Origin of the sequence: Bacillus sp. CH30_1T, from assembly GCF_008364765.1 — a bacterium.
GTDB lineage: Bacteria > Bacillota > Bacilli > Bacillales > Bacillaceae_B > Rossellomorea.
In genome coordinates this window covers 209,949-235,936 of the sequence record NZ_VTUY01000006.1, presented here as the reverse complement: position 1 = coordinate 235,936, position 25,988 = coordinate 209,949, and the positions used below count along the sequence as shown (strand labels likewise).

Genomic DNA, 25,988 nt, shown 5'->3' with positions numbered 1-25,988 from the left:
TGTAACTGGAATGCCAGATTTTGAATATAATTAGATTGCGGCCGAAGCTAAGCCTTTATAGTCGTTTCTTCAAACACTTCGTTGGTCACTTTGGTAATAACCGTTGCTGGTATCTTATAGAAAACTCCAGCAGGGTCATTATGAACAGCCGGCACCAAATGTTGCAGCTGATCTTGATTACTTTCAAATTCAGCAAATGTGTCGGGTAAATTAACTGCTTTACGAAGATCCCTTATATAGTTGATAACATCCTCTAAACATTTTTCAGGTTGTTCTGAAAGATCCTTGATTCCTAACGCTTGGGCGAACCCAGTGATTCGGGGCAGATAGAATTCAGGCATTGATTCCATTACATTTGGCAAAAGTACAGCATTTGCCAGTCCGTGAGGGATTTTAAATTTAGCCCCTATCGCATGGGCCAAATTGTGAACCGGAATCGCATTCAGGCACAGACAGAATGCAGAAATCGCCATCGAACTTGCCATTAGCATATTCGCCCTGGCTGAAAGATTTTCTCCTTTACGAACGGCAATTTGTAAATTGTCTGCAATCATACGAACCGATTGTAGGGCATAAGCATCTGTCATTGGGTTTGCCTTTGGTGAAAAATACGCTTCTACTGCATGGGTCAAGGCATCAAATCCAGTAAATGCCGTGATTTTAGGAGGAAGCCCTACGGTTAAATCAGGGTCCAAAATGGCCATATCTGCACTGATGAACGGATGAAGCAGGTTTGTTTTTATCCCAAGCTTTTCATTAAAGATCACAGCTGCCGGTGATACTTCAGCACCTGTCCCAGCCGTTGTCGCAATGGCTACATGCGGAATCGGAATAAATTGTGCCTCCGGCCACCACTCCATCACATTTCCAGTAAGAAGCGAATCACGGATATCATCCAGTCCTTTATGTAGCATCCACTTGATCCCTTTGACTGTATCTAAGACGCTGCCCCCGCCAAGAGCAATCAAGGAATCACCGTTGCACTCTTTAAAGAAACGAGCTCCCCGATTAATGATTTCACCTTTCGCGTCCTGTTCGATTCCTTCGAAAACTCCAACGAGCTGAGGGGTACCAGGTATGAGTTCAAATAATTCTTTGATTTGATCTGTAATTCCAGCCTGAGTTAACCCTATATCTGTGTAGAGTACTGCCCGTTTACCTCCAAGCCCTTTAATCATCTCAGGAAGTAGGGTTCTGGATCCCGCCCCGCTATTAACAACAGTTCTAACAGAAAATTGAAAATATGATGTCGACATTGAATCACCTGCTTTTTTTATTTTTGTATTCTTAACGCGATCTGTATTATCCCAATAACATTTGATACCAAGGTCTTTGGCTTACTTCAGGTACGAGTGAGCAGTGAACATGCTTGACTTGAGAATATTCATCCAGCGCATGGCGTCCCAATTCCCTTCCAAAACCGCTTTGTTTGTATCCACCGAATGGAGCATCACTTCTCATCATATGCCAATCATTAATCCATATCGTACCAGCTTTTAATTCACGTGCTATTTTCATTGCTTTATTGACATCCTTAGACCAAACTCCACCTGCTAAACCATAAATCGTATCATTCGCAATCTCAATTGCCTCCTCAACTGTGGAGTAACGAATGACTGAAAGTACAGGGCCAAATATTTCCTCTCTCGCAATCTTCATGTCATTATGAACCTCTGCAAAAATGGTAGGTTCAATATAATATCCATTTTCAAATCCTTCTACGATTCTACGTTTTCCTCCGCAAACCAATCGTGCACCCTCTTGAACACCGGATTCAATATAAGAAAGAACGCTGTTCAATTGTTGTTTTGACACAAGCGGCCCCATACCCGTTCCCATATCTAATGGATTTCCAATATTAATGGAGCTTGCAAGTTCAGATAATTGTTCGATTACTTGATCGTAAATGGTATCATGTACGAGAACACGAGTACCTGATTCACAAACTTGCCCAGAGTGTGTCAAGAACCCGAATAAAATACCTGGAATGGTGATATCCAAGTCGGCATCCGGCAATACAATGGCTGGTGATTTTCCCCCTAGCTCTAGAGTGACACGTTTGACCGTTCCCGATGCCATTTGCATGATGCGTCTTCCGACTTCTGTAGAACCTGTAAACGCGACCTTGTCTATACTTGGATGGGTCACAAGCTCCTCACCGATGCTTGCTCCAGGACCGGATACAACATTAAATACACCTGCCGGTATACCGGCTTCAGCAGCCAATTCTGCTAGTTTCAAGGTAGACAACGGCGTATTGGATGCTGGCTTGATTACAATAGAGTTCCCCATCGCCAACGCAGGAGCCAACTTCCACATAGCAAGAATCATTGGAAAATTCCAAGGTGTAACGGCCGCTACAACGCCAATTGGTTCCCGCCAGATCTGGTTATTACTTGGACCAGGAAATGGTACTGTAGGAAGGGATTCGACGTAGGCATACTCTACAGTGAACTTTGCTGTTTGCTGCAGGAGATCTACAATGGATAGTATGTCTAAGTTTGAGATACGTCGAACGGTAGCTCCCGAGCTGATAGATTCTAAATAACCTAGTTCATCAGCATGTTCAAGAATCTTATTTCCAAATTGGACAAGTACGTCTGCACGTTCCTGAGGAGACTTTTTAGACCATACTCCCGAATCAAAAGCACGCCTGGCAGATGAAACAGCCTCCTCTACATCTTCTTTACCGGCTTTCGCTACCTTTGCCGCCACTTCACCTGTTGCAGGGTTTACTACCTCAAACGTTTCTCCGCTTTTCGCCGGTTTCCACTCCCCGTTAATATAGAGTGGGTAATCTAGGATTTGCATCGCTGCTTCCATTTAGAAACTCCTCCTTTTTCATTCCTTTATAGACCACAAAATAAAATAATGCTCTCTATCAAACTATTTAACTTCAACTCGCAGAGCCCTTCTCAAAATTTCATCTGTACAATGATTAGATTCCTTCAAAACTTGATTGTGCCTCTGGTACTTTGCAAGCTTGTCCTCACCAAGGAAGCGCTTTCAATAATATCTTTAGTTTCTTATTTATCATGCTTCCATGTTCATAGGGACTTAATGGAGACTGTGAAAATTACCATTCTCAAATTCTCTGGTTTCTCTCTCTAATCAACTCTATATTTATTTCCCTCCCCTACTTTTTATTTTTCAGAATATTATCAATTGCTTGAATTTAGTATATATATAATTTACACTGAAATAAATTTACTATTAATAATGAATACATTACCTACACTTCTATATTAAGAGGGGAATCCTATGCATATCGAACAACTGGAATACATAGTAAAAGTTGCGGAAACCAAATCGATTTCATTAGCTGCACAAGACCTTCATGTTTCTCAATCCGGTATCAGCCAATCCATCACGAAATTAGAAGATGAGTTGGGCGTTAAGCTATTTAAACGCTACAGACGCCTTGGTGCCATTCCAACAGAGGAAGGCAAAACATTAATTAAAAAGGCATATGAGGTGTTAATAAGACTTCAAGAATTTAAGGAAGAAGCACAATCTCTTAATACGATCGTTTCCGGAGATTTAAAACTATCATCTATCCCCGGCTTTATGCTGCTACTGTTAGAACCTTTATCTGCTTTTAAAAACGCTTATCCTAATGTGAATATAGAAATCTCTGAAAAAGGCACACAGCATATTATTGAGCTTGTCGAAAAGAATCAAATAGACATTGGCCTTATCACGATATATGAAGAATTGGAAAAAAAAAGAGAAGATTTATCATTTGACGCAATACTTGAAGGACAAGTGAAAGTATATGTTGGTAGATCGTCACCTTTGGCTTCACTTAAATCAATCACTCCTGAACAATTAATGAGTCAAAATGTTATTTTATATAACGGTGATTATGTAAAAAGGTTTGCCGATCATTTAATCAGTACATTTGGACCAATGAATATTTTATTTACTTCGGATAATACAGAAGTAATAAAAAATGCGATTATTGAAGGATTCGGAATTAGCTTCGGGCCAGACTTTGCTTTAAAAAATGACCCTTTTGTTTTAAGCGGTGAAATCGTCCCTATTGAAATAAAAGGCTATGAACAAGTAACGATCTGTTTGGGATGGGTTCGTTCAGAGAATAATCATTTTTCCATAAACACGAAGAAATTTTTAGAATATTTCAAATTCCATTCCCGGATGTAAGTAGAAAAGGCGGAAGATTAGCTTAAACACTTGATAAATTAGTATTCATCTTGGATATTATGAACCAGAAGAATAATTTAATAAAAAAAACCCCTCCAAAGAGGGACGAGTATGTTAATAAAGCGGTTGGCTGTTCTGGCAAGGTGGAAATCCATTAATATCTTAAATCATATAAAAATCATACTGTTTCAGGGCGAATTGTGCTTGATACAAATATTCAATAACAAGAACCTTGGACTCCGAGACACCGCACAGAACCCCTGATGTTCCCTGCCCATTTGTTAATGAAATTCCTACAGGCTGACCTGTTAAATATCTGATTTTTTGTTGCCAAGGCATTTTCATCACTCCCTTATATTAATCATATTACATTGGAAATGATTAGTGCCTGTATAGTTTATCTGTTATCTTCTTGATGAATTTGCTTGAAAGTTGTGGTAGTTACCTCACATTTGATCCGTCGTCCATTTTGCCACCAAGAAGATTTTTCTCAAAAAAAAGCAACGACCAATTGGCCGTTGCTCTTGCCTTTTCCTTACTGAATATTTAATTCCTCTAACACACTTTCTAATGTATGTCCGTTATGTGTTTTCACCGGTTCGGGAGAGTTATCCATCCAAGGATTTTGAATCAAGTAATTATTGATTACAAATTGCATATCCTTTGCATCTACTACTCCATCAAAGTTGATATCTGCTTCGCGTTTGTCTGTATTCCAGTTAGATTGAATGTAAAGTGCGTCATTCACATCAATTACATTATCTTTGTTCACATCTCCCGCATGTGCAGATTGAAAATATTGAATTCTAGTAAATGGCTTGATTTCACCATCTTCTTTCAACCCGACTGTAAAGGTTCTCTTCACAGTGAAATGTCCAGGCAGATCTACTTCTAATGTGAATGGTTTAGCCGTAAGCGGCAATTCTGATTTGAAGAAATATGTTATGGCACTTTCTCCAAGGTTGTTAGCATACTCTTTTCCTGTTTCATCTGTTACTTTCACCTTTGCACCCGCTTTTACATAATCGACATTTGGTAATGGTTCATCCAACAACGGATATGCAGGACCTCTAAATGCTTCTCCGTAGACCCATGACTTCAAAATGGAGTGCGTTCGTTCCACCCGATATGGAATTGTAATACCATCTCCAGATTTCACCGTATCATCTGTGTTAGTATACGATGTTTTGAATTGTTCTAAATTAAGGGTACCACTGCTCGCATCCTCTTTCACTTTGTATGTGACATCTACCATCGGAGTCGATCCGCTTACCCCTGTTTGTGCCGCATCGCCATTTAATACCGCAGTAATGTTCGTTTTTGTCCTCGTAAGCCCATCCATAACTACTTCCGTATCCACTGTCTGAATATCCACTTTCCCATTGATTGCCTCATGCGGTTTGATGCTTACCACCTCAGCAAATGTTGACAATGGATTTATAAATGAATACTCTGCTTGCTTCATGTTGGTCATATTGTTCATCGAAAGGGTAAGCGTCACCGTATCGCCCGCTGTTACTTTCTTTTTATCGGGAATAGCTGTTCCGTATTGAGTGCCTTCTTTCACATAATATACCTGTTTAAAACTCGAATAGTTTTGCACTGTTGCCATGTTTTCTGCATACATTTTTACTGGAAGAACTGATACACCTGGCATCAATGTGAGCTCTGTCGAAAAGTTTCCGTTAGCATCTAATGGAACTTCGGTACTGAATCGACCGAACTCATAAACAAATTTATTATTGGCTTGAGACACATCCATACCAGCAGCTTGCATTTCTTCCACACCTGGATCGTAAACAGAACCGGTTAATGGGACTGTTGTTTGATCCGGACTATATTCATACACACCAGAGTCCACGTTGAGGTCGAGTGTTGGCTGCGTAACGTTAAAGTAAACCGGTGTATCTGCAGTAAAGGTTTTCCCTGTATCATTTGTACCTACCATTTTGATTTTGTATAAACCTGGTTCGACTTGTGCCGTATCATACGCAACCGGGTTTTCCGGGTCTCCCGTTAACGGATAGTAAAACCCTTCGTTCATTGCACCGCCCAGGCGATATTCAATATTCTCATTTGCACCCATACCGTCAAAAGAGCCAAGGAATCCAAATTCTTCATTCGTTTTTGGATCGACAAGGAATAGATCCAGTGAACGCATATGAGATTTTAATTGGAACATAAGAGCGACTGACCATTTTATTCCATTAAAGCCATGCTCATTCGCTACCGTAAAGGCAGGCGGACTTGCCTCAATATGATCAATGCCTTCTTCCACTGTATGAATGCCAAATGGAACGCGATACATTTCATCCGGATTGTCTTTATTTGTATACACCACATAGCCTTCATAATTTCCTAATTCGGCTGTTTTCGGAACTAACATCGTCACCGCCGTTTTCTTTTTCTTACCTGGCTTCACTTTCAATGTATCTTTTGTCTCCAGCGTGACACCGTTGGCTGCCGCATCGTTGGATACACGAGAATAATCGCCCTCAAACCTTTCCTCAAGTGTTTGGAACTCGACTTTCACATCGAAGGTTTTCGTTTCATTGCTGTTGTTGTAGAGCGCGACAGAACGGGTCTCTCTTAAATGCTTTCCATCTGGAGCCTGTGCGCCAAAGCTTAGGGCACCGGTCGTATCTTTAATCGTATGGATTCCCTCACCTGCAAGAGTTTTGGCTCCTCCATCACTCGTTTCCGTCTCGTCATTTACTTGAATGTTTGTTTGTGAATGAATCGCTTTATACGGATCTACTCGCCCTGCGCCTACTTCAAATACACTATATTCACCATTTAATGGAGTCGCTGTATTCATAAGCCTCGTTTTGATCTCGGCAGGCGTCATGTCAGGGTCAGTTTGTTTTAAAAGTGCCGCTACACCTGCAACGTTTGGCGCAGCCATGGATGTACCGGATAAACTTTCATACGCATATTGATAATTGCCGATTTGATCTTCACCATGCATATAAGATGGTACTGTCGACATGACAGATACGCCTGGTGCTGTTACTTCCGGCTTAATATCATACAAAACACGGGATGGACCGCGAGAGCTGAAGTCAGCTAAAACATCCCCTCCGGTCACAACTGGATCACCAAGCTCATCAAAAGAGAACGTTGCATTGCCGGAAGTCAGTGCTTGCTTCATTGCGTTTCCTTGTTCATCGCTTAAAGAGAATACAGGAATCGAGTCAAAACCTTCTCCTAAATACACATCTTGTAACGGAATGGCGTTGTATAAAAGTAGAGCCTTTGCCCCACCTTTCTTCGCGTTATTTATCATGGCATTAAGATCCAAATATCCCCGTGCCGCAAGGATAACTTTACCATCAATATCTTCGGGAAAGTAACCGGTCCCACCATCAACAATAGGTAAATTCTGCCCTATTAATTCTTCTATATTGTCGTCAAACCCTCTTGCAACCATCTTTAAATCTGCTGATACATTCGTATCTGCATGAAGTGTTCCGTTAAATGTCGGAATCGTGATAGAAGTATCACTGGCCCCGACAGTTAGCGCCAATGGGGAGGTACCAGGTGAACCAAGTGTATACATATTACTCCCTGAGTTTCCTGCTGACACCACGGCTGTTACGCCTGCCAAAACGGCATTGTTAACGGCAATACTTGTCACGTATAATGGGTCGTTGTAATTCGCACCAAGCGACATGTTAATGACATCCATACCATCCGCCACTGCTTTATCGATCCCGGCTAAAATCGCCCCAGTACTACCAGTACCGTATGGACCTAGTACACGATACGCATAAATATCAGCATCCGGTGCGACACCAGTAACCGCTAAATCTGACTCATTATCCCCTTGTCCCGCAATGATCCCGGCCACATGTGTTCCATGCTGCGTATAATATTCTTGTACTTCGTTTGGTTTACCTGCTTCCACCCAATCGTCATAGGTTGTTTCCATCGGATCATTATCGTTATCCACGAAATCATATCCGCCTTTATAGGCATCCTTTAAATCAGGATGATTATAGTCGATTCCTGTATCGAGAATCCCTACCTTCACACCATCACCCGAAAAGCCTTCGTGATGAAGCTTTTCGATACCAGGAAACGTGGTCGTCCTATTCGTTTCTGCTTGCTTCTTTGATTTTTGTTGTTCTGTTACAGGGGGTTCGACCTGTACATCCCTATCACTCCAGACAGCCTTTACTGCCTCAGAGTCAATCAGCTCTTTTGCTTTTTTTGCAGGAATAGTCATCGCAACTCCGTTAAAAGCATGCTTATAAGACTGCTTGATTTTGAAAGATGATTTCTTTTGTTTCAACTCATTTTTGAAAATCTTTTGAAGGTCTTTTTGAAAGGTTTCATGAGCTGCATCTACTTTTTCTTTTGCTTTTGTCCTAGACAGGTTTTTCCCTTCGAGTTCCGCTTCCAGCACCGCTGTCTTTTCCGGCTTGTCTTTAAATTGAACAATAACGGAAATGGAATCGTTACTCTTTTGATCTACCTCAGGAGATAACTGCAGTCCTCCTTGGTCATTCGTTTGTAATTGTTTAATCGCTTGACGCTGTTCTGGAGTCAACTTCGACAGAACTTGATCAATGCCTGAAGAGGGCTCTGCATGAACTTGGTGTGTTAGTGTGGCCGGTGCTAGACTACTGCCTACAAGACCTGCACTAAGTGCCAACATTGTGACATTTTTGGTGATTCTCTTTTTCATCCGTCTTTTCCCTTCTTTCTTATCTGGTGATATATTCATACTATTTAAATTTGATAGAATTTAACTTTTGCAAAATTTCATCAAATTCAGTTTTTATTCAAGAGAGTTTCAGTTTGTTAATTTTCTTTATCATAGATCCTTAATTACCGAGATTTTAAGAAAAAATAGATTAGCTATGGTGCTGTGTATAACTGCTTCAATATATTTCTTGGTATTCATTTATACCTAACAGTTTTATATATTTGTTTCTTTGGTCATCTGACGCATGGTGCCTGTATTTCCAGTAAATGAGAAGACATTTTTTAAATCTCTCTATATTACCTATTTGATTTGCTGTATTCGCCACATTCAATAGTTCATCCAATCCTTCCGGCAATAGAAGGGTTTCACACTGGTACAGAGCATAGGCGTACCGAAAATCTAAATTCACTTTCTGCTTAAGCCACAGCTCTCCACCAAAAGCCATGTCATCAATGATATGTTGATACCAATCCAAAAGCCGTTTCGCATCCTCTATACGATTCAATTGAACATATGCCTCAAGCACCTTTGGCAAACCAACATACGTATCCTCTCTACCTTCTAACCAAGCAAGATACTCATCTGCATACTCCAAATGTCCAAAATCTAAATAAGCAGCATATCGGTTTCCGGCGGCTATTTCTGCAAAATAGTCGTTTTCTTGAGCGTATTGAGCAGTAAGAGCCAATACTTCTTCAAGTGAACCACCCAGGCGTACCAATGCAAAACTTTTATACATTAGAGCTCTTGCATAATACTCGCCCTCCTTGATCATGTTTTCCAATCTCTCAGCGTAATACAGGACTTCTTTCCATTGCTCACGTCGATAGTAATACGCTGTAATCCATAAATACGCTTCCATTCTAACTTCTCTTGGCAAACACATCAGATGCTCTAACACATGTGTAAGTGCCATTTGTGCGTTCTCAGTCATTCTCAGAATGTAAAATCGCCTAAAATAACTGGTTGCCAGTTGTGTTGAGAAATCATTCGATTCATTTTTAATGATCAATTCGTACAGGGGTAACGCCTTCTCCTCTTTTTTCGCTTTCAATAGCTTCTCTGCGACGGAAAAAATATAGGACAAATAGTTGGTTCGGTTCGTGTCTGACGTTTCTGCTGTCATGATAAGCAACAGATCACTCTTCTGTTTTTCATAACCAAGCGTTATACACTTATACAGGAACTGAATACTTCTACGTTTGTCCAATAATTGGTTCTCGTTAAAGCATTCCTCTACATAAAACGGATAAAGAGAACCTTCCACTAACCCTAGAGCATTTGTAATGGCATCTAGATGTTTTAGTGAAAGTGGTTGCTTGTGATTGAAAGTCCGACTAATATCACTCATATGAATCCCCGAGCGTTGTGCTAAGTCTATTTTTCTCCATCCAACCTCTTTCATAGAGTGCTGAATCTTCTGAAATAAAGTTGCATTCATTTTTCTCACCTGCTATTCGCATTCTAATTCTTTCTTTTTTCTGTGGGCACTATAAAATTTCATTTCTCACTAACCAGTTAGTTTCCATTTCATTCTATAGAGATTTGAGATGATATTATTTCTGAGGAATTTCATCAAATTTATTTAGTTTCTCATTCGACGAAACTTCCACACAAGAAAAGAGGTGCCCTATAGGACACCTCTTTCTCCATTTCTTGTTATCCCTCTAATTCAAGACCAATTGAACGGAATAATTTTTCCAGAGTCACCTTGCCATGCTTTTCTTTCGGCTTTTTATTTTTTTTGGCACCTGGTCCTTTTTCTAAGAAGTTTTTCTCGATGAATCGAAGATCTGTTTCATCGACCTTTCCGTTTTGGTTAATGTCTCCTTTATTGACGCCGATACCTTCTTTTCCATAAGAGAATACGGAAATAATGGCATCTTCAATATCAATCATACTATTTCCATCAACATCACCAGCAAGGTTTATCTTGTAACCTGTTGATATAAACTTCCCATAATGATTTCCTTTTAATGAATATCCGGATATAAAACTTGTGCTTGTTTTTAAGTGTCCTGGAACGTCCACTATTACATTGTACGTCCCACCATCCGCAGGTACACCTGAAATGGAATATTTCCCACGCGAATCAATCGTTCCTTCGTACTTTTCACCATCCGGAGATAAAGCATATACTTCCGCTCCGATTTCTAAAGCGACTCCATATGGTAAAGTTGTTGAGCCTGGCTTAAGGAAGGCTTCCGGCTTCAAATACCCTTCTATTTCTGAATGTTCAGAAATGAAATCGAAGTAAGATGTACTATAATAGGGTAGAGACACCGGCTGGGATTCCCCCGCTTTTCTGTAGTTGGACGTTGTTACATTCAATTTGTCATTTCCATAGAACCACTTATCCTTAATGACCTTAAATGTAACATCCAAGAACGGCATGTCTTCATTTAGTCCGGTAAAGTCTTCTCCATTCAATGAAGCACCAACCTTTACTGTACCATTAAAGCCACTATTGTTTACTTCAGGTTCTTGAAGTAATACTTCCAGTCCGTTTTCTTCCGCATAGTTTTTCACTGAATCATGCAACTCGACTGATTCAAACGAGTATTGTTCCCCTTTGAATTCGACAGTATACTCTCCAGAAACAAGATTCTTTACGTTATTCAAGCTCAGTGTCATCGTAACCGTATCTCCTAATTTCACTTCTTTCTTATTGTAATCGGAAGTCAGGTATTCAGTACCTTCTTGCAAGAAAATATATCGTTGGTAATTCACATTCGCTGCGATGTCAGTTGCTGCCAAACTTAACCTCAATGGTCCGTCAGCGATATCAGAAGGTTCAATACCAAATACAGTATCCCCTTCTGAATCTGCAGGAGGGAAACAGCAATTAAAGTATTCACGTGTGCCTGTTGCGATCAAGAATTTGTTCGAAGATTGGTCATAGTCCAATCCTTTTGATTGTAAAGCGCTCACCGTTTCATCCTGTACATTTCCATGAATCCAAAATGCTTCTTTCCAAAATTCTTCCGTGTACATATCTTCACTGATTTCATACACATCAGGAGATTTATCAAAGGCTACTTCAGGCTTTGTATTGTCGATAAAAACAGGTGTGTCGATAAAATGCGTCTTTCCTTCCTCGTCATGCCCGATAAACCCTAACTCGTAATCTCCTTCAGGAAGATCGATAGGTTGGTCTGATATCGGATTTTGTTTGTCATCAGTAAATGGATAAACTAATCCAGAGAAAACACCAGGAATGTAGTACCTGAAATCAGGTTTAGCTCCTGCATCTGCGATTGAAGCGACAAACCCAATGGCATCACCTGTTTGACCATCTTTTACTACAATGTCTATCTTAGTCAGAGGACTTTTCATTTGGAAAGCAGCCGTCAATAGTGGATTGTAATACTGCCATTTTGGCGTATTGTTCGCAAGGGCTGGTCTATCTGTTTCCAGATAATCAAATCCTTTTTCTGTGACTCGAATGGCAAACGGAACTTGATAGGTCTCACTGGAATCACTTGCATTCGTCAGATGAATGTATCCTTCAAATCGCCCTTCTTCAGCATTTTCCGGGACGGTGATCGTTGGTGAAATTTCTTTAGAATTCCCACTAGAAACCACAACACTAGTTGGAAGATCTAAATGAATCCCATTCTTCACTGAATCACGAATACCCTCACGGTCGCCATGATATTCGACTTCTATCTTGAATGACTTTTCTTCTTCTCCGTTGTTTTCAATGAACATTTTACTAGTTCCTTCAACGCCAGCTCCGGTTTTATAATGGCTACCGAATGAAATCGAAGCAGTCTCTTCATCAATCTCTACCACTTCTCCATTTTCATTTAGATTTTCTGTTCTATCAATCACTTTAATGGACACATCGCCATGTACCGCATCATAAGCATCCACACGTCCTGCACCTTGTTCAAATACAGAAACGTCACCGTTCAAGTCTTCAGCTGTGTTCATCAATGCGGCTTTTACATCAAATGGCGTATACTCTGGGTGTTCTTGAAGCAGTAAGGCTACGACCCCTGCCACGTGAGGAGTGGCCATGGAAGTTCCTTGAAGGCGGGCATAGGCATTTGAATAATCTTCTCCTTCTTCAGGGCTATTGATATATTCCGGAATGGTCGAGAAGATCGCGACTCCTGGTGCCACCACATCAGGCTTAATATCATAGCTTCCATTCACAGGTCCTCTTGAGCTGAACCCGGCGAGATTATCCCCTTCTGTTTGAATGCTGGCTAAGTTACCAAAGGTAAGAGTTGCGTTATCTCCAAGTCCTTTTAAACGCTCACCGTCTGCTTTTGTCATGCGGAATGCAGGGATGTATTCTGCACCTTCCCCTAAATAGGCCTGAATGTCTCCGTCTACGTTATTGTAGATGATGACAGCTTCTGCCCCAGCTTCTTTCGCATGTTTCATCTTATCCACAAATGTAAGTTCTCCACGCTGAATAAGAGCGATTTTCCCAGTGAAGTCTTTTCCTTCGAAATCTGCCTCGTATCCAAGTCCTGCAAATACCACTTCCTTGGACTGATTTTGAAGAGACGCTAAATCATTTGTAAAGTTTTTACCCAATAATAAAACATCCTTAAATGATTCTCCATCTACACTAATGGATTCAAAGTTTGCGACATCCATTGCAAAATCACTTGCCCCAACGGTAATTCCAAGAGCAGCAGCTCCAGGAGCCCCCAGTGTTTTTTCATCCGGACCATTGTTACCTGCTGCGACTACTGCAACAACACCTGATAACATGGCATTATTAACGGCAACCGATGTAGGATATAGCGGATCATTGGTTGATGCCCCCAACGATAAGTTCATCACGTCCATCCCATCAGCAACTGCTTGCTCTATCCCCGAAAGTACACTTGTGGATGTTCCTGAACCATAAGGACCCAGAACACGATAGCCATATAAATCGACATTTGGAGCTACTCCCTTAACTGCATAATCGACCGTGTTCTTCTGATCACCTGCAATCGTTCCTGAAACATGTGTACCATGCTCCGTATAGTAGGCCGTTCCGGAAGAAGGGTTGATTTCTGGTTCACCGGATTCTTTCCAATCTTCATAGGTCGTTTCCATTGGGTCAGAATCGTTATCGATGAAATCATAACCACCTTTATACGCATCTTGTAGATCTGGGTGATGGTAATCTACCCCTGTGTCGAGTACAGCAACTTTAATGCCATCGCCTTTCACATTTTCATCATGAAGCTTGTCCACATTGATTTGTGGGATGCTATCCATCATTTTGGATGTAGACGACGCTTCTTCATTGTTCGGAAGATCAAGTTGCACGACTTCATCTTTCCAAATGCGTTTCACCACACCAGTATCAAGTAGACTCTCAATCTCCGTTCCTGGTATCGACATCGCGACACCATTAATGGCGTTACGATATTCTTTCGTTATTTTTGCCTCTTTTAATTGATGGCCTGCACTCTTTTTGTTTTTCAAAGAGTTAAAGCTTTTCTTGAATTCACTATGTGCCTTCTCCACTTTTGAATCAGCTGTTTTTGTCGTTGCACGCAATCCTTTTGCAGCTTGCTTCATCACTTCAACTTTAGCCGGAGCTTGTTTGAACTCTACGATTACATCGACAAGCCCATCCGTTTCCGTATTGATATTTGGTGCGATTTCAAAATCCGGCTTTGCTTCGATTTGTTGAAGAGCTTTTCTTTGTGCATCCGTCAAATTCGATAAAACTTTCTCTACGTCTTTTACTCTAGTAAGTTCAGGCTTACTCTCTGCCATAACATTAAATGGAATTCCTGAAGATCCTAATAAACTAGCAGCAAGAGCAACAGTTAATATTTTTGAATATCGTTTCCCGTTCATACATTTCCCCCCATATTTTCGTTAATCCAAGGTGTAAATCGTCTACTAAATATTATTGTATTGCTTTTCAATAAATCTGTTAATTGGGAAAGTTCTATATATTAATCTATTATCTACTTAATTTATCACCCTTTACTTAGTGAAAAACGGTAAGTCAATAGAAGATATGATCGATAATGTTGGGAAAGTTTTGTCGCATAGTAACATTACACCTATTTTTGTTCGCTGATCTTCCTTAGAATTGAACTGTTGGAATCGCACACCATTAGGTATAAAGATATGTAAAAATCCCACATTTCACAAATTCATGAAATTAAAAAAGCAACTGCTTTTGACAGTTACTTTTATATACTTGTTTACCAGGATTGAAAAGTGATTTTTTTACAAATCAGCTATTTTTCGAGTTTCGCTGAAAGAAACAAAATGGCTTGAAAAATCAAATTGACCTTTCTAATCATTTCGCATTTGCTATACTTCTAGTTAGATTATACTCTCATCTTAATTGATCCCTAAGTCTTTCTTTATGTCCTCTAGAGAATTCCCATTGTACTTATCTTTTGGCTTCGGAGCATTCTCAACTCCTGGATCGGTTTCAAGGAAGTTGTACTCTACTAATTCGAAGTCTTTCGCATCAATGGTTCCGTCGAAGTTCAGATCTGCATTTTGATCATCTGTACCCCAGCTATTTTTCAATTCAATCGCATCCATCATATCAATCACAATGTCCTGATTGATGTCTCCTGCATCTTGCTTTCGAAGAGGCAACGTTCTCCAAGTGCCGACAATCTTGTCTTCCCGCTGTTCATAGACATGGAAAGTCGATTTAACAGGGAAATGACCAGGAATCTCGACTTCCATCTGAAATGGCACATCTGTCACAGGAAGCTTGACTTTAAAGTCATTGTCTCTAGTGATCTCACCATCATAAACATTGCCTTCGAAATCCGTTACCTTCATTGAAATTGGGACATTTGAAAAGTCTGTTTGCCAATCGAACGAACCGTCAGTGCCAAAGAACCCTTGAGCCATCACATCTCCTCTCACTTCTGAATGGCTGCGGTTCAGTTCAGTAATGGTTCCTTCAAAATATCCCTTTAAGTTGGAAGTGCTGCCATCAACATCACTATTGTTTTATAATTAGCAGCTCCACACTTATAGACATAATATATAGCTTGTTATAATCAGAAATGAATATCCCTAATCTCTTTTGTGTTAGCTGTTTTTCATTCAATCATTAACAACTGATGCAGGGAGAGGTCTGGACTTTGTTCCTGATTCATTTTCCCAAGAAGAGACTTATCGTATATAATCCCTGTTTATTTTCATAAATTGCGCAAATTGTGCTCTATAGGATAGAGTAGAAGTTGATTCCCGCTCCAATAAACTTTCTTAACATCGGTTCGTTTTTATAAATCCTATAAAATACACTCTTTTAGAAAAAAGCCTCATAAAAAAATAAAGAGGCTGGAACAAAACTAAAAAACCACGATAAAAAGACGAACAATAGAAGTGTAGGTTCTTCATACCGCTAATGATTTCCGTGCAAGACTACGCTTTCCGCGGGTAGCCCGTGAGCCTCCTCGGCAAGCTTGCGGGGTCTCACATAAGCTACTCTTCCCGCAGGAGTCTTCGTCTTGCACTCCAATCAACCGCTGGAAACAGCTAAAATCAAATGATTCGAAAATAATTAATAAACCCGAACAAATCTGCACACTAAGAAGCAGGTTTGTTCGGGTTTGACTTAGGATAAAAAACTTTTGTCCCAGCCTCTAGAAAATCCATCTAATTGGGATGTCCATGGTTGAAGATTAATTTTCTTAAGAGTTCATTCGATAACTGAAAGTATTTATTGGAAGAAGCAAGATCTCCTTTTTCATTAAAAAATTCTGCTAATCTCTCTGAATATGAGACCGCTTTATAAAGGTTATCCTTTATCATCATCGGCAAACCATAATCGATTAAATAATCGGTGAGCCTTTTGTAATCTTTTGTAGCTTCCAAATAAAGGGCCATTAACTCTACATACTTACTGGATTGCTGATCTCGAAAATCCTTTAGAATGTCTTGCAAAAGATTCGCAGCCCTATCGTTTTCTTCTAGGTCAAGTAAAACCTGAATAACTTCCACAAAAGAGCTATAATAACCGATTGTATGCTTCTTTTTCAAGTTAAGAGATTGGGTGAAAAACTCCAACGACTCTTGAAGTCTTCCTTTTCTATTATGTAACAACCCTAAATTATGAAGGGCACTTATTTTAGTATCATTGTCCTTTAACATTTCGGCATCATTTAAAGCTGTTTCGAGCATGATTTCTGCCCGTTCCAGATCATTTATATATATTAAGTTAGCCGAAAGTCCGATTTTCACATGTAGGATTCGCAAGATATTCCCTGTATTCTGAAAGATACGTAAAGCTTTATGAGAGTAATGGAGGGACAATGTAAAATGCTTTAATAGTCCATGATTGGCGGCTTTGTAATAATAGTAATCCGTTACTTTTTCACTAAATAGATCTGCTTTATCCTCTATACTATCTAAAATGCCTATCGCTTTAACATATTGCTGTTTCCGACCATAATAAATACCTTGAAAGAACTCCCAGAGAAAACGTTCAAATGTAGAAAATTTCGTCATATTTTTTTTAAGTTCGAAGGAAACATATTCAAATTCAGATATATTATCTGTAAAAAGTAAATATCGAAGCATATAAAGCTCATATAAGTAAACCATTTCCGTACATTGAAGAAAATCTTTATGCTTCCCTAACTCTTGATAAAGTCTTTCGGCATGATCTCTATGCAGTCTCTCGATCGCTTCATAGAATTGGGCCAGCTGACGCTTTAAGAATTGTGTTTTCTTGGTTTCCTCCTCAATCGAAATACCTAGTCGTTTGCAAAGCATTTCCAAGGTTTCAAGATTTCCTTCTTTAGAACTATTCTCGATCTTACTTAAATGGGTCGTAGAGCAGATTCCTTGACAAAGCTGTTCTTGCGTCTTATTTTGTTTCTTACGATGGTAATAAATAATCCTCCCGATAGACATCCTGACCCTTCCCCCTTTGTACTTACTCTTATTATACATGGGTTCCCTTTATCTTTTAAGAATCCCTCTACAATTCTTTCATAAGTAACTCGCTGACAAAGTCATTAAAGATTATTGATCTATATGGAGAAAAACCAACATACTATTAATCTAAAATAATTCATTCACAAATGTAATTGGAAAATTGGTTAAGAGAATATCTTTACCAAATAAATAAAAAAGCTTGCAGAGAAAAATGATTTTCCCTGCAAACCCGAAATCTCTTTTTTTATAGAGACTAATCATTGATACTTTTTTCTTGTATTTTCTATGCCCGATCAAATAACACCCTGCCCGCAATCCCCGGATTGGTCATTTCATAAGGATTCAAAATCAAATCAAGCTCTTCCTCAGTCAGAACATCATATTCCAGGCAAAGCTCTCTAACAGATTTCCCTTTTATTATGGCTTCCCTGGCAATCCGGGACACGACTTCATATCCTAAGTGTGGATTGACCGCAGTGATGATCCCCACGCTATTTTCTACATATTCTTTCATACGTGTTTCGTTCGCTTCGATTCCAACAAGACAGTTGTCCGTAAAGCTTCTGAACGCATTGTTCATGATGCTGATGGATTGAAGGAGATTGAATACGAGTACAGGTTCCATCACGTTCAGTTCAAGCTGACCGGCTTCAGAAGCCAATGAAATGGTATGATCATTTCCAATAACCTGAAAGGCCACTTGGTTGATCAGTTCTGGCATGACCGGATTCACTTTACCAGGCATAATGGAAGAACCAGGCTGTCTGGATGGCAGTGATATTTCACCAAGTCCGGCGCGTGGCCCTGAAGCCATCATGCGCAGATCATTGGCGATCTTGGACATATTGACCATACATACCTTCAGTGCAGCTGAAACTTCTGTGTATGCGTCTGTATTTTGCGTAGCATCGACAAGGTGCTCAGCCCCGGTAAGTGGCAAACCACTGATATCAGACAGATGCTTCACGACACTTTTGATATAAGCAGGATCCGCGTTCAATCCAGTTCCTACTGCAGTCGCCCCCATATTTACTTCATAGAGGTGATCCCGTGTTCGTCCGATACGTTTAATATCACGCTCCACTACCCTGCTATAAGCTTCAAACTCCTGACCAAGGCGAATTGGAACAGCATCTTGAAGATGAGTACGTCCCATTTTAATGACGTGATCGAACTCCTGTGCTTTCTTTTTAAAGGCGTTCAGCATATGTTCCATCGTGACAAGAAGTTTCTCTAATAATTTCAGAGTGGAAATATGGATGACCGTCGGGAATACGTCATTGGTTGACTGTGACATATTCACATGACTGTTCGGGCTTACTTTTCCATATTCCCCTTTACGATGGGACATGAGCTCCAGGGCACGATTGGCAATGACTTCATTAGCGTTCATATTGATGGAAGTCCCTGCCCCTCCCTGGATGGGATCGACGATAAAGAATTCATGAAGCTTCCCTTCCAATATTTCATCAGAAGCTTGCACGATGGCTTGACCGATCCCGTCATAAAGACGTGTGGTTTCCATGTTTGCTAATGCTGCCGCTTTCTTCACGACTGCTAAGGCATCGATCATCTCCTTATGAATTTTATACCCGGTTACCGGAAAGTTTTCCACTGCCCGTAAGGTTTGAATTCCATAGTACACATCTTCAGGAACTTCTTTTTCTCCAAGAAAATCTTTTTCTACTCTATATCTGCTCGTTATATTTATCATAGGTCTCTCCCTAATTCAATTTATTCCCTCTACAAATGATGATTTTATCAATTCCCTCAATAAGAGGCAATGTTTTATGTCTTCATTTTTTATTATCAATGACTCAAATGAGATGAACTTTGATAAGTTCCGAATTTTCTTGATATTATTTCTGATTATATCATCAACATGCTATAATCCTTTTGTAAGATTATTTTCAATTCATAGGAGTGATAGTAATGTCAGTGAATGCGTATCTTAATTTTAACGGTAATTGTAGAGAAGCTGTAGAGTTTTACGCTGAAGTATTTGAAACAGAGGCACCACATATTATGAGTTTTGGTGAAAATCCACCACATCCAGAATTCACTCTTCCAGATGAAGCGAAGAATTTGGTTATGCACACAAGACTGACGATTGATGGCAGTAACATCATGTTTTCGGATGTTTTTCCTGGAATGCCTTTTGTGGAAGGTACAAATATCACCCTTGCAATAGTAAACAATAGTATGGAAGAATTGAAAACACGTTTTCATAAACTGAAAGAAGGCGGTAAGGTGGATATGGAGCTTCAGGAGACATTCTGGAGTAAGTTATATGGTCAAGTTACTGATAAATTTGGCATTCAGTGGCAGTTTAACTATGAGAGTGAAGACCTATAAGTCGTTTTATTTTTAGTGCACAAATGATTAAGGTTCCAGAAACTTAATTTCACTAAAGTTTTTGGAACCTTTTTTATTATTCGTTCACTTCAATAGTGTACAGCATACATTTAAGCTTTATAGCCATCTCATCGAGGGCACGTTTGGCTTCATCTACTGTTCCTATCATATTAATGAAACTATGGACCATATCTTCATAATGCAGCAGTTCGACGTTAATCCCAGCCTTCTTCAGACGTTCACCGAAAGCTAACCCTTCTTCCCTCAGAGGATCGAATTCAGCTGTAACAAGTAGAGTATTGGGCAAACTTTCCATGGAGTGTACTCTTAGAGGTGAAACATATACCTCCGAGCCTTCAGATGGGTCATTCAAATAATGTCCCCAAAACCATTTCATTTTTTCATTTGTGAGATTATATGTATGATTTTCTCTGTAGGAAAGTGTGTCAAAGTTATAGTCCATAACGGGGGTAATAAGAACTTGAAGGAACAACTTGTATTCTTCAGAACCCCTGAAGTATATGGCAGCAGCGGCCGCTAAGTTGCCTCCTGAGCTTTCACCACCGACAGCGATTCTTTTTATGTCCCCTTTCAATCTTTCCCTATGCCTAAATGTCCATTTAATGGATTCAATTACATCCCGAAACGCCGAAGGATATTTATGTTCAGGGGCGAGGCGATAACCGACTGAAACGACAACAATGCCGGCGTGCTTTGATAAATGCCTGCATAGGTTATCTGCACTATCTAAATCTCCAAATACCCAGCCTCCCCCATGGGAATATATGAGGACAGGGTAAGGACCTTCTCCACTTGGTGTATAGATTCGAACCGGAATGTCATGCCCCTCTGATGAAGGAATGAATGTATCTTCAACAACCAAACCACCGACGGAAATGGTAGTGAAGAATTCTCTGGCACTTTTATAAAATACTCTGGATTGCTCTGGAGTCAGAATATCCAATGGGGGATGATTAAATTCTTTCATTTTCTCACTAATCGTATGTAATAGTTCGCTTACTTGAGGATTAAGAGGCGCCTTCACTTTCATCAGACTAATTCATTCCTTTGCGAATTCATAGATTTCAGCCACTCTACCTGCATATCTTCATCTTTCATTTTCTCAATGACCGAATCCCTCTCTCCCACAATCAACGAAGCTTTTTTATTCTGAAGATTAACTTTACTTATTACTTTCCCTCCTAATTTTTTCAATATCGGAATCACAATGCGATTGCGATTATCAGGTTCTCCTATAATTCTTCTTGCTCCCTTATAGTGATCAAATAAAAAAATGATCATTGATCTAATAATGGAAAGGCCGTCTTCTCTATTTAAATATGCTCTTGGACCAATCAGTAAGTGCATGCCTAAATCTCCATTCTGATACTCATAGAATTCTTTGATTGGATCTTTTTCAATGGAGTATGCAATCAGGTAACACACTGGTTCGCCGTTAAATGTTCCTATGTAAATATCTTTATGATTTGCTTCGATAGACTGCTTTAACCATTGTTTAAACTCTGACAGTGGCAGGTTCAACTTCCAAAATGGGGCAATATGAGGTTGTTGCATCCATTCATGGAGAGTAGACAAATCCCGATCGAAATCCACCGGACGGAACAAAAAATTATCTGCCTTGTCTCCTTTTATAATAAAGAATTCTGATTCATTAACTGTATTAATCATGGTCTATCCTCCTGTTCATTCGATTATAGTGATAATGATTATCATTATCATGCACATTGATATTATATGAATATGGGATTACACTTGTCAACCAACCTTTTGACCTATGTATACTCTCTGACCAGGCCATCAAACTTTGCGAAAGGAACCTAAAATAAAAAAAGAGGCTGCTGAAATGAATTTCAACAGCCTCTTTCTATCATTCTTTAATGCATATTGCTCAATACCCAAATCGATCCAAGTACGATCACAAGGGCGATAAATGCAGCTGACATCATTTTTCCAACCTGCCATCTGCCTTCTCCTTCTGTTACGTGCATGAACATAAACAGTTGGATTGCAGCCTGGATAAAGGCAAGAACAAATACAAGAGCAACCATCACATTGTACGCCAGTCCAGCGTAAAGTCCGAACCAAACGGCTAAGAATGTCAATGCAATGGATAAGACAAAACCAATGATCTGCGTCCAAGGAATACGACTATGATTCGCTGTATTATGTTCCATTATCCCACCATCCCTAGTAAGTACACGCTTGTAAACACGAAGATCCATACAAAGTCCAAGAAGTGCCAATACAAGCTGGATACGAATAGTTTTTTAGCGGTATCTGGATTTAATCCTTGTCTTTTCACCTGGAACATCACCAGTATAATCCATAAAATACCTAATGATACGTGGAGACCATGCGTTCCGGTCAATAGATAGAAAGAAGACCAGTATGCATTAGTTCCCATGGCGGCTCCCTCATGGATCAGATGAAGGAATTCCGTGATTTCCATGTAAAGGAACCCTGCTCCAAAGAGCAGTGTGATGATCAGCCAGACCATCATCCCTTTGACATTTCTTCTTCTTAATTCATTTATTGATAACCCTGACGTGAAACTACTGATTAATAATAGTAACGTCATGATGATTGTATTCTTTAGATCAAACACTTCAGATGGAAGCGGACCTCCAACCGTGCCGCTTTCAAGGGCGAAGAATGTCGCGAAAATAGTGGCAAATAGAGCTACTTCCGCACCCAGGAAAACCCAGAATCCGAAAATATTCAATTTGCCGATCTCCGATTGATATTCAAGTGGCGTATTCGGATCTACATTCGTACTATGTGCCATATTCACGCCTCCCTCTTATACGGATTTTCAGTTTTTTCTATTTCTTCCACACTTACATAATAGCCAGCATCCTGTTTGTGTGAAAATAGTGAACGATAAGCCATGCATCCGAAGATACCAACAAGAGCCAGTATAGCCATCCACCACAGTTCAAACACCAATCCAAATCCACCAACGAAGAATAACCCGGACATGATGAAAGGTGTCCCTGCATTGCTTGGCATATGAATCGGTTTATACTCAACCTTTTCAGGCTTACCGGATTCTTTTCTTTCTTGTTTCATATAGTAGAATGCATCCGCACTCTTCACTTCAGGAACATGAGCGAAGTTATAATGAGGTGGGATCGCTGAGCTAGTCGCCCATTCAAGTGTACGTCCATCCCAAGCATCTCCGGATAGTTCCCGCTTCGCAAAACGGTAACTATAGTAAACGTTATAGACGATGATCATGAATCCTACTCCCATTCCGAAAGCCCCGACAGAAGAGATGACGTTCAATGCCATCCAGCCATCTTCTGGTCCATATGTGTACACACGTCTTGGCATACCGGAAAACCCTAAGACAAATTGCGGTAAGAAACATACATTGAAACCGATAGAGAAGAACCAGAAAGCCCATTTCCCTATGCGTTCATTCATCTTATGTCCAAACATTTTTGGATACCAATATACAAGTCCGGCGAAGCAGGCAAACACGACACCGGCAATCAGCGTGTAGTGGAAGTGAGCAACCAGGAAGTAGTTATTATGATATTGGAAGTCGGCTGCAGCCATCCCCAACATTACCCCTGTCACACCACCGATCAGGAATGTCGGAATGAACGCTACCGACCACATCATGGCGACGGTAAATTCAATCCGTCCCTTGTAAAGGGTACCCAACCAGTTAAATATCTTGATCCCGGTTGGTATGGCAATCGCCATCGTCGAAATCGAGAATACACTGTTAACAGCAGCACTTCCGCCCATCGTGAAGAAATGGTGAACCCACACAACGAAGCTTAACCCTGAAATCGCTACAAGTGAAATGATCATCGACTTATAACCAAACAATGTCTTTCTTGCAAATGTAGCAATGATTTCTGAGAAGATACCGAAAGCAGGCAAAATAACGATATACACTTCCGGATGTCCCCATAACCAGAATAAATTCGACCAGAGCATCGGATTCCCGCCGGCTGTAAGCGTGAAGAAATGCGTACCGAATAATCGGTCAAATGTCATCAACGCCAATGTCACCGTTAAGATCGGGAAAGCAAATACGATAATGAATGCAGTAATCAATGTAGTCCACGTAAACATCGGCATACGAAGAAGCGTCATACCTGGTGCACGCATTTTAATAATCGTAACAACAAAGTTGATCCCCGTTAATAATGTACCAATTCCGGAAATCTGCAAGCCAAGGAGGTAATAGTTAATTCCTGGTCCAGGACTTCCTTCAATCGCCAGCGGTGCGTAGTTCGTCCATCCGGCATCCGGTGATCCACCGAATACGAATGACATATTGAAAAGGATCGCCCCAAACATGAATGACCAAAAGCTTAAGTTATTCAGGAATGGGAATGCGACGTCTCTTGCCCCGATTTGCAGGGGAACTACGACGTTCATTAGGCCAAGTAAAAATGGCATCGCCATGAATAGAATCATGATCGTACCATGAGTAGTAAAGATTTCATTGTAGTGCTGTGATGATAAAAATTCATTATTAGGTACCGTTAATTGGGCCCTCATTAAAAGGGCATCGACTCCTCCGCGGAAGAGCATGATCAATGCAGCAATGATATACATGATCCCAATTTTTTTATGATCAACACTCGTGATCCAGTCATTCCACAGCCATTTCCATTTTTTAAAGTACGTAAGGGTCGCGACGATCCCAATAACGGTGAAAACAATGGAAATGTTGGCTCCCAGAATCAGCGGATCATTGAGGATTAAATTATCTTTAATAAAATCAAACATCTAGAGTCCTCCTTTCTTAGTGCTCATGTCCTTCGTTATTTTCGTGGTCTTTATGTTCGTCATTTTCATGGTCTTCATGGTCTTTCATGCCTTCATGGTTATCATGATCCCCCATGTCTCCGTGATCACCGTGATTTCCATGACTTGACTCAGCATCTTTATCCGCACCATGTGAAGATGCTTCCACTCCATATTTCTCACGGATCGCCATGGCATATTCAGAATTCTTCCCATGGTCAACGAAGGCTAAATGAGTGGATGAAAAGGTCATTTTATCAACCGTGTCAGGCAGCATGAGTTTTTCATATGTCTCTTCGGTTAATTTCGGTTCATTTTCCTGAGAATCTTTTACCCACTCTTCATACTCATCTTCTTCTAACGCAACAAAATCAAACTTTTGGTGTGTCATTCCTTCACCAGTGAAGTTTGAGTTTCTTCCATCATAAGTACCCGGCTCATCAGCCTGTAAGTATAAATCATTCACCATTCCCGGCATTCCATAAATCTGTCCGCCAAGTTGCGGCACCCAGAAAGAAGCCATGGAATCAGCAGCCGTCACTTTGAATAAAATCGGATGATCCTCGGGAACGTTGATATAATTAACGGTCTCAATCCCTTCCTCCGGATAACTGAAGATCCACTTCCAATCCGCAGCAGTGGCATGGATCACAATCGGATCTTTATGAGCCGTTGCTTTTGGAGCTTCCCTTAATTCATATAATGCCTTTGTATTTGGGATAGACAAGGCAATAACAATCAGTACAGGAATAAGCGTCCATATAATTTCTAATTTCGTACTCCCGTGCATCTCGGGCTTGTAATCACTATCCTTTTTACTGCTTCGATATTTTAGGAGAATAACAGTAAAGAAGGAAAGAACGACAACCATAATGCCAAGCATATAGTAGATTGACAGCATGATCAGTTCTTTCTGCAAGGCCCCTACCGGCCCTTTCGGATCGAGAATGATCATTTCACTTCCCGAACTGAAAATAATGATGAAGAATAATGAAACCAGACTGATCAACACAATCAAGTATGGCTTAAATTTATTAAACATAGGGAAATCACCTTCCTTTATGTCGGATTTATCACTGTA

17 protein-coding genes are annotated in these 25,988 nt (G+C 40.2%); 2 read left to right on the top strand and 15 right to left on the bottom strand.

The features are described from left to right. Nucleotides 1-47 precede the first annotated feature (47 nt). Together F0342_RS14405 and F0342_RS14400 are read right to left on the bottom strand one after the other, a co-directional pair. Nucleotides 48-1,256, bottom strand: coding sequence for an iron-containing alcohol dehydrogenase (locus F0342_RS14405; RefSeq protein WP_148995340.1), 1,209 nt, complete (start codon nt 1,254-1,256; stop codon nt 48-50). A gap of 46 nt (nt 1,257-1,302) precedes the next feature. After that, nucleotides 1,303-2,823 carry an aldehyde dehydrogenase family protein gene (locus tag F0342_RS14400; RefSeq protein WP_149156586.1) on the bottom strand — a complete coding sequence of 507 codons (1,521 nt, stop codon included), beginning with the start codon at nt 2,821-2,823 and terminating at the stop codon, nt 1,303-1,305. 438 nt (nt 2,824-3,261) lie between these two features. Between F0342_RS14400 and F0342_RS14395 the strand changes: the two genes are divergently transcribed. After that, on the top strand, nt 3,262-4,164 hold the full coding sequence (locus F0342_RS14395) for a LysR family transcriptional regulator (RefSeq protein ID WP_148970155.1): 903 nt from the start codon (nt 3,262-3,264) through the stop codon (nt 4,162-4,164). Nucleotides 4,165-4,326: 162 nt separating this feature from the next. On the opposite strand, the gene F0342_RS24915 is transcribed toward F0342_RS14395, so the two are convergent. The 7 genes from F0342_RS24915 to aspA all read right to left on the bottom strand — a co-directional run bounded on the left by F0342_RS24915 (nt 4,327) and on the right by aspA (nt 19,475). Then, entirely contained in the window at nt 4,327-4,503 is a 177-nt protein-coding gene (locus tag F0342_RS24915) for a hypothetical protein (RefSeq protein WP_188048555.1), read from the bottom strand. A gap of 196 nt (nt 4,504-4,699) precedes the next feature. Next, nucleotides 4,700-8,893, bottom strand: a complete 4,194-nt coding sequence (locus F0342_RS14390; RefSeq protein WP_149156585.1) for a S8 family serine peptidase — start codon at nt 8,891-8,893, stop codon at nt 4,700-4,702. A 157-nt stretch (nt 8,894-9,050) separates the two neighbouring features. Next, nucleotides 9,051-10,316, bottom strand: coding sequence for a helix-turn-helix domain-containing protein (locus tag F0342_RS14385; RefSeq protein WP_149156584.1), 1,266 nt, complete (start codon nt 10,314-10,316; stop codon nt 9,051-9,053). Between the two features lie 218 nt (nt 10,317-10,534). Continuing rightward, nucleotides 10,535-14,695 (bottom strand): S8 family serine peptidase, encoded by a 4,161-nt coding sequence (locus F0342_RS14380; RefSeq protein ID WP_149156583.1) that lies wholly within the window; start codon nt 14,693-14,695, stop codon nt 10,535-10,537. Nucleotides 14,696-15,193: 498 nt separating this feature from the next. Next, on the bottom strand, nt 15,194-15,739 hold the full coding sequence (locus tag F0342_RS14375) for a dockerin type I domain-containing protein (protein WP_149156582.1): 546 nt from the start codon (nt 15,737-15,739) through the stop codon (nt 15,194-15,196). A gap of 738 nt (nt 15,740-16,477) precedes the next feature. After that, nucleotides 16,478-17,737, bottom strand: a complete 1,260-nt coding sequence (locus F0342_RS14370; RefSeq protein ID WP_187443393.1) for a helix-turn-helix domain-containing protein — start codon at nt 17,735-17,737, stop codon at nt 16,478-16,480. 307 nt (nt 17,738-18,044) lie between these two features. Next, nucleotides 18,045-19,475, bottom strand: coding sequence for an aspartate ammonia-lyase (gene aspA, locus F0342_RS14365; protein ID WP_149156581.1), 1,431 nt, complete (start codon nt 19,473-19,475; stop codon nt 18,045-18,047). Between the two features lie 218 nt (nt 19,476-19,693). Between aspA and F0342_RS14360 the strand changes: the two genes are divergently transcribed. Next, a complete protein-coding gene (locus tag F0342_RS14360; protein ID WP_149156580.1) occupies nt 19,694-20,116 on the top strand; it encodes a VOC family protein in 423 nt (140 codons plus the stop codon). A gap of 76 nt (nt 20,117-20,192) precedes the next feature. On the opposite strand, the gene F0342_RS14355 is transcribed toward F0342_RS14360, so the two are convergent. The 6 genes from F0342_RS14355 to qoxA form a co-directional block, all read right to left on the bottom strand. Then, a complete protein-coding gene (locus F0342_RS14355; RefSeq protein ID WP_149156579.1) occupies nt 20,193-21,167 on the bottom strand; it encodes an alpha/beta hydrolase in 975 nt (324 codons plus the stop codon). After that, entirely contained in the window at nt 21,167-21,805 is a 639-nt protein-coding gene (locus tag F0342_RS14350) for a GNAT family N-acetyltransferase (protein ID WP_149156578.1), read from the bottom strand. Before F0342_RS14350 ends, F0342_RS14355 begins: the two co-directional genes overlap by 1 nt. A 206-nt stretch (nt 21,806-22,011) precedes the next feature. Next, complete coding sequence (qoxD, locus tag F0342_RS14345) at nt 22,012-22,311, bottom strand: cytochrome aa3 quinol oxidase subunit IV (RefSeq protein WP_149156577.1); 300 nt, start codon at nt 22,309-22,311, stop codon at nt 22,012-22,014. Next, the gene (gene qoxC / locus F0342_RS14340; RefSeq protein WP_148970166.1) at nt 22,311-22,922 is read right to left on the bottom strand and encodes a cytochrome aa3 quinol oxidase subunit III; all 612 of its coding nucleotides are present in this window, start codon (nt 22,920-22,922) and stop codon (nt 22,311-22,313) included. Before qoxC ends, qoxD begins: the two co-directional genes overlap by 1 nt. 2 nt (nt 22,923-22,924) lie before the next feature. After that, complete coding sequence (gene qoxB, locus F0342_RS14335) at nt 22,925-24,889, bottom strand: cytochrome aa3 quinol oxidase subunit I (RefSeq protein ID WP_149156576.1); 1,965 nt, start codon at nt 24,887-24,889, stop codon at nt 22,925-22,927. Between the two features lie 16 nt (nt 24,890-24,905). Then, nucleotides 24,906-25,949: a cytochrome aa3 quinol oxidase subunit II gene (qoxA, locus tag F0342_RS14330; RefSeq protein ID WP_149156575.1), complete on the bottom strand. Its 1,044-nt coding sequence runs from the start codon at nt 25,947-25,949 to the stop codon at nt 24,906-24,908. Nucleotides 25,950-25,988: the final 39 nt, after the last annotated feature.

Excerpts from the sequence above, each read along its gene's own strand:
- F0342_RS14390 (WP_149156585.1), bottom strand. The coding sequence starts at position 8,893 with ATGAATATATCACCAGATAAGAAAGAAGGGAAAAGACGGATGAAAAAG.
- F0342_RS14355 (WP_149156579.1), bottom strand. The coding sequence starts at position 21,167 with ATGAAAGTGAAGGCGCCTCTTAATCCTCAAGTAAGCGAACTATTACAT.
- F0342_RS14400 (WP_149156586.1), bottom strand. The coding sequence starts at position 2,823 with ATGGAAGCAGCGATGCAAATCCTAGATTACCCACTCTATATTAACGGG.
- F0342_RS14350 (WP_149156578.1), bottom strand. The coding sequence starts at position 21,805 with ATGATTAATACAGTTAATGAATCAGAATTCTTTATTATAAAAGGAGAC.
- qoxC (WP_148970166.1), bottom strand. The coding sequence starts at position 22,922 with ATGGCACATAGTACGAATGTAGATCCGAATACGCCACTTGAATATCAA.
- F0342_RS14370 (WP_187443393.1), bottom strand. The coding sequence starts at position 17,737 with ATGTCTATCGGGAGGATTATTTATTACCATCGTAAGAAACAAAATAAG.
- F0342_RS14360 (WP_149156580.1), top strand. The coding sequence starts at position 19,694 with ATGTCAGTGAATGCGTATCTTAATTTTAACGGTAATTGTAGAGAAGCT.
- F0342_RS24915 (WP_188048555.1), bottom strand. The coding sequence starts at position 4,503 with ATGCCTTGGCAACAAAAAATCAGATATTTAACAGGTCAGCCTGTAGGA.
- qoxA (WP_149156575.1), bottom strand. The coding sequence starts at position 25,949 with ATGTTTAATAAATTTAAGCCATACTTGATTGTGTTGATCAGTCTGGTT.
- F0342_RS14405 (WP_148995340.1), bottom strand. The coding sequence starts at position 1,256 with ATGTCGACATCATATTTTCAATTTTCTGTTAGAACTGTTGTTAATAGC.
- aspA (WP_149156581.1), bottom strand. The coding sequence starts at position 19,475 with ATGATAAATATAACGAGCAGATATAGAGTAGAAAAAGATTTTCTTGGA.
- qoxB (WP_149156576.1), bottom strand. The coding sequence starts at position 24,889 with ATGTTTGATTTTATTAAAGATAATTTAATCCTCAATGATCCGCTGATT.
- F0342_RS14395 (WP_148970155.1), top strand. The coding sequence starts at position 3,262 with ATGCATATCGAACAACTGGAATACATAGTAAAAGTTGCGGAAACCAAA.
- F0342_RS14380 (WP_149156583.1), bottom strand. The coding sequence starts at position 14,695 with ATGAACGGGAAACGATATTCAAAAATATTAACTGTTGCTCTTGCTGCT.
- qoxD (WP_149156577.1), bottom strand. The coding sequence starts at position 22,311 with ATGGAACATAATACAGCGAATCATAGTCGTATTCCTTGGACGCAGATC.
- F0342_RS14385 (WP_149156584.1), bottom strand. The coding sequence starts at position 10,316 with ATGAATGCAACTTTATTTCAGAAGATTCAGCACTCTATGAAAGAGGTT.